The organism is Prevotella melaninogenica (genome assembly GCF_013267595.1).
Taxonomy (GTDB): Bacteria; Bacteroidota; Bacteroidia; order Bacteroidales; family Bacteroidaceae; genus Prevotella; species Prevotella melaninogenica_D.
In genome coordinates this window covers 720,566-733,448 of the sequence record NZ_CP054010.1, presented here as the reverse complement: position 1 = coordinate 733,448, position 12,883 = coordinate 720,566, and the positions used below count along the sequence as shown (strand labels likewise).

The 12,883-nt window shown below is 42.0% G+C and carries 6 protein-coding genes; 1 reads left to right on the top strand and 5 read right to left on the bottom strand.

The genetic code is table 11. From position 1 onward, the window contains the following. Nucleotides 1–319 precede the first annotated feature (319 nt). The 3 genes from FIU21_RS02715 to FIU21_RS02705 form a co-directional block, all read right to left on the bottom strand. A complete protein-coding gene (locus FIU21_RS02715) occupies nucleotides 320–1,636 on the bottom strand; it encodes a coiled-coil domain-containing protein (protein ID WP_050759734.1) in 1,317 nt (438 codons plus the stop codon). 135 nt (nucleotides 1,637–1,771) lie between these two features. Next, nucleotides 1,772–3,121 carry an OmpA family protein gene (locus FIU21_RS02710; RefSeq protein ID WP_004359340.1) on the bottom strand — a complete coding sequence of 450 codons (1,350 nt, stop codon included), beginning with the start codon at nucleotides 3,119–3,121 and terminating at the stop codon, nucleotides 1,772–1,774. Between the two features lie 552 nt (nucleotides 3,122–3,673). Continuing rightward, nucleotides 3,674–4,054 (bottom strand): hypothetical protein, encoded by a 381-nt coding sequence (locus FIU21_RS02705; protein ID WP_155812481.1) that lies wholly within the window; start codon nucleotides 4,052–4,054, stop codon nucleotides 3,674–3,676. A gap of 246 nt (nucleotides 4,055–4,300) precedes the next feature. Between FIU21_RS02705 and FIU21_RS02700 the strand changes: the two genes are divergently transcribed. Beyond that, a complete protein-coding gene (locus FIU21_RS02700) occupies nucleotides 4,301–7,120 on the top strand; it encodes a hybrid sensor histidine kinase/response regulator transcription factor (protein ID WP_231291309.1) in 2,820 nt (939 codons plus the stop codon). Between the two features lie 815 nt (nucleotides 7,121–7,935). On the opposite strand, the gene FIU21_RS02695 is transcribed toward FIU21_RS02700, so the two are convergent. After that, entirely contained in the window at nucleotides 7,936–9,690 is a 1,755-nt protein-coding gene (locus FIU21_RS02695) for a RagB/SusD family nutrient uptake outer membrane protein (RefSeq protein WP_004359345.1), read from the bottom strand. A 16-nt stretch (nucleotides 9,691–9,706) separates the two neighbouring features. After that, entirely contained in the window at nucleotides 9,707–12,736 is a 3,030-nt protein-coding gene (locus FIU21_RS02690; protein WP_004359347.1) for a SusC/RagA family TonB-linked outer membrane protein, read from the bottom strand. Between the last annotated feature and the right edge of the window lie 147 nt (nucleotides 12,737–12,883).

Sequence of the window (12,883 nt, the reverse complement as noted above, 5' to 3'; positions counted from 1 at the left end):
TCCTGACTCTCTGATAGTTACATAGCAGACTTCCAGAGGCATTTTTAGGGTAAAAAAGGGCTTTACGAAGACGATAAATGTAAATATTTTTCTAACAAACATATATACAAATACACTTGATAAAAAGCTATCAAAAAAATCCAAATCAACCATTAGAAAATGAGGACTTCAGATTCTAATGACTAACTTGGATTTGTTTTTTCGGTCTTTCCCCCTGCACAATGGCAGGAGGAAAAGATTAAGAGAGTTTTATGAAATTACTATCTTCTTTTCAGCGATGGGGTCTATAATTTAATTCCATCTTGGAATGGTAAATACATTATTCATCTGGGTTCTTAAGAAAGACCACTGCCCGTGCTTTATTTTTAGGTTCAAACACCGCCTTATTTACTTTTTGATAAGCGAAACTACCATCATGGAAGCTGCCGCTTTTCACCTTTAAATGGAAGTCAACACCAAGTCCTCCTAACAAATCATTATCAAAGTCCAGATCTCGAACTACTTCAACATGCGCACCTCCAATGTAAGTATCAAAGTTCATAAAACTTCTCCTATGAACCTTACCATTGGTATTATAAACTACGAAATTGATTACAAATATAGTTCTATTTTTTTCACCTGCCACATGTATATTTCTTACACCATTCACTTGAGCCACTCCGTATCTTCCTTCGTCCGTTCTGAAGTAGAATGTACCACTATGAAGTTCGAATGACTTTGAGTTCATCTTATCAATAGATTCCACTATACTGCCGAATGTTGCAATATCTTTTTCATCAGGACTATCTGAGCCGCCAGAACCACCAGAGCCACCAGAACCACTTGTTCCAATCTTTTCCTTAAGTTCGTCGAGCTTCTTAACGATGCCTGCGAGAGCCTTAGCAGCATCCGTATTTCCACTATTCACCGCAGAGATAAGGTTATTGATAGCTGATGTAGTATTAGCGAGTTCTGTAGACACATTACTTTGTGCTGTACCAACCTTTTCAACCTCTTTCTTCATTAAGTTGAGCGCATCAACGATGGCTTTGAACTTAGCATCATAGTTAGGCATAGCTGCAATGGCTGCTTCTATAGCAGTAAGCTGATCTCCATAATTAGGGAGTGCAGCGATAGCTGCCTCGATAGCCTCTAACTTCTCGCTATAATCCGGCAGTGCCTTAATAGCCTTCTCCAAAAGTTCCATCTTCTTCTCAAAAGATAAAGTTTGTGCCTTGAGGGCCTTTTCCAACAACTCCATCTTAGCCTCTAATGACAAAGTCTGTGCCTTGAGGGCCTTTTCCAATAACTCCATCTTAGCCTCTAATGACAAGGTTTGTGCCTTGATAGCAGACTCTACTGCAGCAAGTTTAGCTTCAAGAGTAGAGTTCATAGAAGTCAGAATATCGTAAAGTGCTTTTAGTTTCTGCTCCTGTGAAGTATTCATCTTATCGATGACTTTTGTTAGACTATCTACTGCCTGTTCATTCTTGAGGAAGCCCTCGTTGATAGCCTGCACAACCTTTGTAAAGTCATTTGTCACCGATACGTTCATCGTGTAATTAATCTCGGGTGCGTCTTCCTGACATGAAGTAAAGAAGACAGGTGTTGCCATCAACATCACGATGGCGAACATCATAGCTTTAATATGTTTCATAACTATTATTTCTTTGGGAGTTAAGGAAGGTAAACGAAGCAGGTTCGGTTGTTCTGTCAGTCGCTTTCCTAAACTCATGTTTATGATTATTGTTATTTTATTCACTCGTCAACTTGTTCACTCGTCAACTCGCCATCACTTGACCAACTTAATCGTAACTCTTCGTCCTGCGGCATCTGGTTTACCATCTTGTTCTCCAATGGCAATCTGCGGATGGAGGTCTTCTTTAGCAAAGCCTTCCTTCAAGAGTACCTTAACCACATGTTTAAGACGGCGTTCAGAGAGTTTCTGATTATAACCTGTTGGACCGGGTGTGCTCGCTTCGGCAATGATTGATAGCTGATGACCACGCATGTAGGCCGCGAAATACTTGAGATGTGCAAGTTCGTCGCGACTTATGCCAGCACTGTTGTTAGCAAATTGAACATAGTGAGCAATCTGAACGGCAGGACTTGGTTCACTTATGCTGCGTTCATATTCAGAGAGACGTTGTTGTAAGTCAGCATTCTTTTGTTCTACCCTCTGCCGTTCAGTAGCTTCGCGGTCGGCACGTGCTCTGTTTTCAGTAGCTTCCTTTTGGAGCGCATTCACACGGTCGTTAAGTTGAGATAGCTCTCCTTCATAATAAACTTGCTGTACCTTTGCACCACTTCTAACAAAGTTATAACGCACTGTAGCAAGGGCAAAGATATAGTTCTTTGGAGCAATTCCCCCACGACTCAACAGCCAGTCCATCTCCCCCTTCAGTCCAACCGTGAAGCGACGGCTCACGTCTGCCTCAACATGTAAGGTTGTAGGGATGAAAAGTTTGTTGAACTCTTCATGTCGGTTTGTTGTTCGGACGTTACCCGTAAGTGTTAATTCAGACTCGTTACTGATGGCTGAATTATTGCCAATAGGTGTTGTCTGTCCGTTCTGATTCATCGTATTGCTGAAATACATTCCATACTCATTACCCTTGAGAAAGGAATATCCTAAGCCTGTTCCCATCCAAACATTAAGCCACTGAGCACGCCGTTGTGGCCATAACTCCATGAAGTTGAGCTGCAAACCGAGTTTAACATTATGGAAGTTCATCATATAGTTACCATACACCTTGACTGGCATTGATTGAGTATTAAGGTTGGAGAATCGCTGTTCACGACGATAACGCGACCATAAATATTCTCCCCCTATGCGTATCCAAGGGCGGATAGTGAAGTCGATACCACCGCCAACGGCTGGTGATAGCTTGTAACTTCGTTTAGCATCAAGGTTCTGATACCACACATCCGTTGCCCAAGACAATCCTCCTTCGGCATAGATGCTCCATGTTTTCCTACGCAATTCGCTGTTTAGATTCCGTGGCAACTGAGTTCTGTTCTCCTGTTCATTCTGTGCCTGTATAGGAACAGTTGTCGACAGTGTGAATAAGACTATCAGTCCCACTCTTGCCCATCTTCCGCTGAGCGGTGGAATGAGCGGTTTAGATAGCTTCCTCTTCATAATAGAAACTGTGTCTCCCTTTTATAACTCCTTTCGGAGTAGTGCCGTATCGAAGACTTGGGCTTTTATGTTTAAATAATAGATATTCTCGCAGATTTGTGTTAGTGTTTAGAACATAGATTGCTCTTCGATAACATCAATGTCCTTTGTCAAATACGCAAAGTTTCCTTATAAGCGTATGTCATTAGTGTATAGATATCTTGTACAGTTGTAGTTTATTCTTATATACTTTACTGTCCCCCATTCTCCTCACCCACTCTTTGGGTGAGGATGCCGTTCGGGGACATGGGCGTTAAAGTTAGTTTCAAACGATTTTTTCTGAGTCTTTTAGTACTGACTGAGTCATCATCTTTAATAATACTGATAGCTTGAGTATTGATTCTCATATTGTAGATAAGACAGATAACTATTGAAAGTTTGTACGTTTCTATGTTATATTAAAAGTAAATTATAGCCTGCGCATGTATGTTACTATGCGATGTTAAATTTATATTGTCGTCTTAGTATGTCTGTTCTTATATGATAATGAGATTAAAATCTCTTCTCTGTTACCTACGTTTTGCCTCTCATCAGCGACTTCCACCACTTTTTAAAGCATCCACATAAGCTGTTGTAAGGGGATTCATTTACTATTGAAGGCGGTTTAATCTCATGTTCCACCTGATTCTCTTGATCTATCTTTATCCCTCTTTTATTGAGCTCAACGTCTATCATTTCATGAATCGTTTCAAGTAGTTGAAAGCGTTCTTCAGAGAATTGCATATTCTGCTTTTGCTTAGCTGTAAATTGCTTCTTGGCTTTTTGTACCATATCTTCTCTTTTATTGCTTAAAACTTCTGCTGCAAATTTAAGTTCAGAAGTGCGAAAGCTTGTTATCACTATCGGACAAAAAACTATCTTTTTCGGACATTTTTTATTTTGTTTATATGTCACATTCGGACACAAATGAAATATAACCAACTATAAAACAAGTATTTACCACTGACATTTTTACATATTTTTCACATACTACTTACAATAAAATTTATTTATAATATTCTATTATTCCAAAATAAAATCCTATCTTTGTCAAAGATGACATACTTATAATTTCCCTCACATATATATCAAATTAACTAATTATTATATATGCAATATCATAAGCACACCCAATCTATTACAGCAAAGAGAAATCATCGTATGCAAAGAAGCTACGGTTATTATCCATCGACTCTGCAGATATTAACAGTCTTCATTACAATTTTTACTCTTCTTTCATGTGGACAGAAAACGTCAACCTTTACGCCAGAAGAACGCAAAAGAGCAGATAGTCTTGTGAATACTGTCACCAATACCGACTCACTTGCCTTACTACAAAAACAATTAGAAAAGAAAGGAGATAAGCTTGGTAGCATCATTGCATTAAGGGAATGGGGAAAGAACCTCCGCAATGAAAGCCGATTTGAGGAAGCGTTGAAGGTACATAGTAAAGGACAAATACAAGCTGAAGACATAAAAGACACCCTCGAATGGGTGCAAGCCCGTAATAATATTGGTACTGACTATCGTCGTATTGGCATTCTTGACGTGGCACAGGACTACCATTACCGCGCATGGATGCTTAGCAAAGAAAGCACCGACACATCCTTTACTGTGAGGAAAAATCGTGTTGTTTCGCTCAACGGACTGGGTAACATCTATCTCACACTGGGCAATTATGAACGTGCTGACAGTGCTTTCCGCATTGCATTAAAGGGCGAGAAAGAACTGAACAGTACGGTGGGACAAGCCATCAATTATGCTAACATTGGTGCTATCTTTGAACATAAAGGAAAGCTTGACTCTGCTTGGGCCTACTTCCGCAAGTCAATGGCACTCAACATAGAGGCAGGAAGCGACCTTGGAATATCGCTCTGCCATACTTATTTCGGTTCACTCTATGAGAAAAACAAGCAATATGACAAAGCCACAGAGGAGTTTGAAGCGGCTTACGAGATAATGAAAGCTTCAAAAGACGAGTGGCATGCGTTGGGTACACTTATCGCTCTCGCCAGAATTAAACATACGACTGGAAACAACGAGATGAAGATGATCTACCTTAACAAGGCTAAGGAAACAGCAGAGCGCATCAAGTCTCCTGAGCATCTGGCGGAGATTTACACCCTATATTATAAACACTATACGCAGACAGGCGATTACCGTCAGGCTTTAGCTGCCTACGAACAAGCCACAACCTTGCAGGATAGTGTCATCAATATGAAGAAGGTGAATCGTATTCAAAACACGACACTCAACATTGAACGCAACAAACAGTTAAGAGAAATGGCACTGGCGAAACAGTCTTTAAACGAGGAACGTGAGGCGCGTAACATTGGCTTTACTATTTTTGGAATGACTTCAATCATCCTGATTGTTGCTTTAATCGTCTTCCTCTATCTACAACGTGTACATCGCCGCAACCATCTGGAATTAAAAAAGATGGCTGAACTCAGAGAGAACTTCTTCACAAATATAACCCATGAGTTCCGCACACCGCTCACCGTCATTCTCGGATTGAGCCACGACATGCAAGAGGATAGCAAAACAGGAATTAAAGAGAAGGCTATCATCATCGAACGACAAGGCAAAGGGTTACTTACGCTCATCAACCAACTCTTAGACATCTCTAAGATTAAGTCGACCATTGGCAAAGCCAACTGGCAGAATGGCAACATCGTAGCTTTCCTCACAATGATCGTTGAAAGCTATCATAGCTATGCCCATTCTCACAAAATAGACTTGCAGATAGTAAGCAAAGGCGAGGTTATAATGGACTTTGTGCCCGACTATGTGATAAAGGTAATGAACAACCTGTTGGCAAATGCTTTCAAGTTTACCCCACCTTACGGAAAGATAAAGGTCAGTGTATGGGGCGAGCAACAACAACTACACATAAAGGTATCAGACACTGGTAGGGGAATGAGCAAAGAAGCTGTTACACATGTCTTTGAACCTTTCTTCCAAGAGGAAAACGATGCGCATAACACTGGTACAGGCGTAGGGTTAGCACTGGTACATCAGATAATAAAAGCTGTGAATGGAAAAATCACAGTTGACAGCGAGTTAGGTAAGGGTACTACCTTCTATATCAGCCTGCCTATCTACAATCGCAGTCAAAAGCAGCTGAAACATTCAGCTGAAAGCAACAAGGCTATTATCCCAGAAACAGCAGAAGAACTGAAAGACAGCTGTAAAGAGAATGAGAAAAGTCTGCTCATCATTGAGGATAATCGGGATGTTGCTTCCTACATTGGTTCGCTCTTCACCAAAGATTACTCTGTCTTCTATGCTGAGAATGGAAAAGAAGGATTGGAGAAAGCACAGGAGATTGTGCCAAACCTTATCATTACCGACCTCATGATGCCTGAAACAGACGGTTTAGAGGTGTGCCGACAGGTGCGCAGCAACACAATTATCAGCCATATTCCAATCATCATTCTGACAGCAAAGGTTACGGAAGAGGAGCGCATCAAAGGTATAGAAGCCGGTGCCGATGCCTATATCTGTAAACCATTTAACTCTGACGAACTACGCACAAGAGTCGAGAAATTGTTAGAAGGCCGCAAGTTATTACAGGAGAAATTCTGCTCTATATCAGGCGAAGTTAAGAAAGAAGAAGTGCAAGCAAACTATGCCAAGAAAGAGGTTGACATCCGTTTCCTCACAAAGCTTTCAAGTGTTCTCTATATGCAACTCAATAATAACAAGAGTGTCGACATCGCTACTCTTGCATCAAGTATGTGTATGAGCCCTCGACAATTCCATCGTAAGATTAATGCACTCACAGGCTACACACCGTCTGCCTATATCCTTCGCCTAAGAATTAAGAGAGCTACTACCCTACTTAATAATCATCCACAGGTGAGCCTCAACGAGGTTGCAGATAAATGTGGCTTCAGCGACTACTCAAACTTCGTACGTGCTTTCAAAACCGTCTGTGGCGTTACCCCTACCGACTACCGACGAGAGAACAGCCTTTGAGCATTGAGAGCAACTGAAAAAAGAGACAAGAAAAGCAAAGGGAATCTTCTTTTTGTAATAAAAAAGTCAGCGCCCAAAATTCAACAGATGCTCTTTTAGTTTCTAATTAACGCCCAATTAGCTTGCAAAAGGTGCTCTTTAAGACCCTTACTAATGCCCTTTTGAAGTCCAATTAAGCACCTTTTGAAAAGCAGTTTTGTAACTCTTTTATAATGAATGAGTTACAAAGGCTGTAAGGAAAGTGTTTTTTCGGCTGTTTTTGGTAAATAAATCAATGGTGGATGTAAATAAAATTCAGAGCTGTGGGTTTCTTATAGGATATGAATTAATAAAGTTTATTGTAGCTATAGAATTCATGTAGTAACCATTTGTAGTACCTGAAAGCAACTAATAAACCGATAAGAAGGTATAGAATAGAACTCCAAAAGAATAATCAAAAAGGCTTAGTTAGCGCGCTAACTAAGCCTTAAATCCCAATCAATCATTAGACCACAATATGTTTGTATCATATTATGGTATTGTTTCCTAACATCTTTCATTTTCTTATCGGCATCTTGTTTGTCTCTGTAACTTGACGTAGCCCGCTACGCCTGTGTTCCAAAGCCAAACAATCTACTCGATAATAAAATAAAATATGTTTAGGCTCTAATAACCGATTGGGGTTTTAAAAATAACGTTACAAGAGTTTTGTTGAAGGCTAACGATATAGCCCTCCCTATTATTAGGCTGATGAAAAGAGAGGACAACAGGATGTGTATGGGCTGAGAAGATTCTTTTCAGCACGCTACACATCGGTTGTCATTCTCTAAAGTGTGTTAGTTACTACTTGGATTTTGTTCCAGATTGCCCTTATAAGCATTGATAGCCGACTGTGGAATGAAGTAAATCACACGGTAGTCGGTTGCTGGAATGTCAACCATTGGCTGATGAGGTCCAGGGAAACGACGAGTGAGGGTGTCGCCATTGCGGAACACATCGTAGCTGCGCTCTGCCTCAAATGCCAACTCTAACTGACGTTCTTTATCCACCAAAGTCTTTGCTGTGGCAGCAGTAAACTGAGCACTCGTATAGCTTCCACCCACGATAGCACGCTCACGGATTGTGTTCACGTCAGCCATCGCATTAGTGATATTACCCAATTTCACATTTGCTTCAGCACGATTGAGATACATTTCGTCAAGACGAGAGATGATAGGCGAATACAACTGATTCTCCTTGCCACCCTGACGAGAGCACTTCACCACATAGAACATAGGATAAACGCGGTTGAGCTTCATCTGATAATCAAGCACACCACGATAGGTATGTCCCTGATAATTAATCGAGTAAAGACGCTGTGCAGGGTCGATTGGGGTGAGAACAAGTGGGGTCGTGTGTCCTGTTCCAGTGGTATCGCAAGTCAAACTATTGTCTGGCTGACGAGTATAACGCAACTGTACGTAGTTGAAATTCACCTGATTGCCACTTGCATCATAGACATTCTTGATGAAGCGGAAGACTGGAACGTACTTGTCTGTCTTGTCTTTTACATACTGTGGCTCAATGAATTGCGCACGAATATCAGTGTACTTCTTATTAAACCAGTCGTTCTGTCCAGTCTCGTTCAGCAAATCAAGGTATTTACCAGACGCATACATTTCGCCCCAACCCATACCGCCGATATTTGAATACATACCGCCGATGGTGTAATAATAATCCCAACCAGGGAACTCAGAGTCTACTCTTTTCACCACGAAGATGTTTTCAGGGTTGTTTTCTGGCTCAAGAGTGTTGCTAACGCCATAGTCCTTACGGCTCAACAGACTAAACTTACCAGAGTCGATTACCTTTGTTGCGTACTCAACACTCTTCTGTGCATAGGCAGTGTTAGGCGTTTCGTAAGTTCCACTCATATAGAGATAGATTCTACTCAACATAGCCCAAGCAGCCTCTTTAGAAGCAAAGATACAACGTTCTTCGCCGTGCAGGTCTTCTGTCATCAGCGAAGCCGCCTTCTCCAAGTCCTTAATTGCCTGTTCGTAGGTCTCTTTCACAGTAGAACGATTAGGCAACATAGCGTGTACAGGGTCGTCAGGTGTACCGTTAACGATAGGCATACCGAGGTTTGTATCAGGGTTTTGCGCGTATGGTCTACCGTATGCACGACAGAGATAGAAGTAAATCATGCCACGTAGATAGTAGCATTCTCCTAACTGTGTATCGGTAATCGTACTCTTACCTTCAGGGATATCCTTGATGATATTAGATGCCTGCGCAACCACTTTATAGCTATAATCCCAGAAATTCTGCAATCGGTAGTTATTTGGAGTGCGCGAATAAGAGATAAACTCATAGAAAGCATCGGTAGACGTACCACGAATCATGATGTTATCTCCTGCGTATTCGCCACAGCGATACATAGGGTCCGACCATGTTTTTAGGAATCCATAGCATCCATTCAGTAGCGATGGAAAACTCTCATCAATGTTTTTAGTCATGGTATCATCATCCATCATGTATTCAGGATGACGCTCTACGCTACACGATACCATTGCAATAGCTGCTAAGAGCAGCACATATATTTTTTTCATAGGGCAGATTCTTTATTTAGAATGTGACGTTAACGCCGAGCATAAACTTACGAACAGAAGGATAAACGCCAGCGCCTGTTGAGATTGAAAGGGCTGTTGAGCGTTCGCCAGAAGCATTTCGACCACTATCAGCAGCAGGCAATTCTGGGTCTACACCAGAGTAATTGGTGATGCAGAAGAGGTTTTCACCACTGATATAAACGCGCAATGCCTTCACGATATCACTCTTAAGACTGAAGTTGTAACCCAAAGTTATTGAGCGAAGCTTCAAGAAGTCAGAGCTCTCTAAGTAGCGAGTTGACGCCTTGTTAGAGTTAGATGGGTTGTTATAGGCAGCAACTGGGTGTGTTGCAACGTCTCCCTTCTGTGCCCATCTCTTCCAACCTTTCTGCAAGCTGAACTGGTTACGATCGGTATAAGCACCATCTGAGTCATACTCCTGTCGTGAGTAGTTATAGATGTAAGCCCCCATTGAGTAGCCGAAGACAGCGTTGAAGTCGAAGTTCTTATAGGTAAGTGTGGTAGAGAAGCTACCGAATACACTTGGAGTGGCACGCTTGTCAAGGGCTACTTGATCAGCCTTGGCATAGTTGTGGGTAATTACACGATTGCCATTCGCATCCGTTGTGTACCATTGTGGCGCACCATTCTCTGGGTCAACACCTGCCCATTCACGCAAGTAATAGGTATCTGCGCTCAGACCCGGACGTAACAACGTGTTGGTTGAACCAGCAATACCATCACCTTCGATAATCTGGTCTCTACCGCTATACAGCTTTTTAATCTTGTTAGAGTTGGTAGAAAGGTTGGCATCAACTGTCCAAGTGAGGTCCTTACTCTTGATGATATCAGCCGAAAGAGTAGTCTCAAAACCTGTGTTGGTAAGCTCACCAATGTTCTGCCAGATGCTTGTCACACCGATAACACCAGATATAGGCACTGCAAAGAGTAGGTTGCTTGTACGCTTGCTATAGAAGTCGAAGGTCATACGCAGACGTTTAAACATATTCAAGTCGATACCTACGCCAGTGGTATAGCTCTTCTCCCAAGTCAGTTTCTTATTGGCAAGCTGAGCGATTACAGCACCAGGAACCTCGTTATAGCTTGCACGTAAGCTGTAAAGTCCGTATTGAGGATAGAGGCTGTTAGGGCGACTTCCTACTGAACCAAACGATGCACGCACCTTCAAATAGTCAATGCAAGGCACCTTAAACCACTTCTCAGCCGTAGCAACCCAGCCACCACTGACAGAGAAGAAGGTTCCGTATGCAGCATCAGAACCAAAGTTACTTGCGCCATCGGTTCTCAGTGAGAGTTGCAACAAGTACTTATTAGCATAATCAGCATTGAGGTTTGCGAAGAAAGACTGCACTGCCCACTCGTATTTATTACCTCCCACAGCCTCAGGAGTTGAGGTAATATCAAGTTGAGCAAAGCCCGGAACTAAGCCTGTTCCGTCACTACTATGATAGCGATATTCACCATCATTAAATTCATAACCAAGCATTAAGAAGCCATGATAATCACCGAAACTACGTGTTGCTTTCAGCAGCTGGTTGGTATAACGACGTGTGTTCGTACTCGTGCTTTCACTCACACGACCCTTACCCTCTGCACCTGATGTACGAGGATCAGCGTAACTCTTATCAAGGTGGGTACTCCAACGATAGCTATTCACAGAAGAGAACGTCAGCCAATCAGTGAGATAGATGTCAAAGTCGAAGTTGCCATTAAAGGCATAAGAATCGTACTTGCTCCAATTATACTGCAATTCGTAAAGGTAATTGGTAGAGTTGCTATTCACCCATGATGATGATCTATTGCCAACAATCTTGCCGGTTTCATCGTAAGGGCTATCCCATGGCAGCATAGAATACATAGAATAGGTAGAGCGTTGACGGTCGTCAATCACTCCCTTGCTACCATTAAAGGATGGACGGATAGCAATCCAAGAATAAGGTTTGAAGTTCAGCTTCATCATCGTGTTGTATCGAGTGAAGTCATATCCACGCACAGCACCATCCTCTTTATAGACACCACCTGTGAAGACAGCACTCAACTTCTCACCACCACTGTTAATAGTAAGGTCGTAATTCTGAACGTTTCCAGTGTGTGTAGCCAACTTCCACCAGTCGAAATTACTATCACGGAGCTTATCATTCCAGCGTGGGAAAGCAATCTCAGCAGCATTAGTAAATGACTTATAATAGTCGTATAGCTCGGCTCCATCCATCATCTTCACTTTACCATTGTTCAGAGTTGAAATGCCCATCTTGGCAGAGAAGGTAATAGAAGTCTTACCAGACTTTGCCCCCTTAGTTGTAACAACGATGACACCATTGGCACCCTGTGAACCATAGATAGCTGTTGAGGCTGCATCTTTGAGTACGGTGAGTGTCTCGATGTCGTTAGGATTGATGTCACCTGGGTCTTTACCGACGATTACTCCATCAATAACCCACAGCGGTGCAGTACTACCGTTGATAGTAGACTTACCACGAACGATGATGGCACCGAACGAACCTGGCTTACCAGAACCCGGCATAACGTTCATTCCAGGTATCTTACCCGTCAACATGTTGGTGACATTAGCCGTCGTAATGTTAGTAAGTTCTTTACTATCAATACTCTGCAACGAACCCGTCAGACTGTTTCGTTTCTGCGTGCTATAGCCCACAACCACTGTTTCGCTAAGCATCGTAGATGAAGAAACCATGCTTACGGTCATGTTGTTTTCAGCTCGCACCGTCGTTTTCTCATAGCCTAAGGACGTAATCACCAGCTCGTCACCAGCCTTTGCGTCGATAGAGAACTCACCATCAATGTTGGTAAGAGCGATTTTCTTTGTACCACTTACGGTGACACTGGCACTTATGACCGGTTCGCCTGTACGTGAATCGATAACTTTTCCTTTGATAACAGAGGCTTGTGCCTGTATGGTTACTGTCGGGGTGGCGTATGCCTTATGTGCAGTATAAGGACAACACACAAGGGGCACTACCAGTAGCAGCGACCTTCCAAGGTTAGATTTTCTCATAGCTTTCATGCTTAAAAGGTTTTTATTTATATTTTGTTTAGGTCTTGTGACATTAGATATGACACTTAGGTTGTCGATAGCTTAGATGTGTGCAAAATTATAGTATTTTTTTTAATTCATGCATGTTTTATCTTCTTTAACATAATATTACGTGCG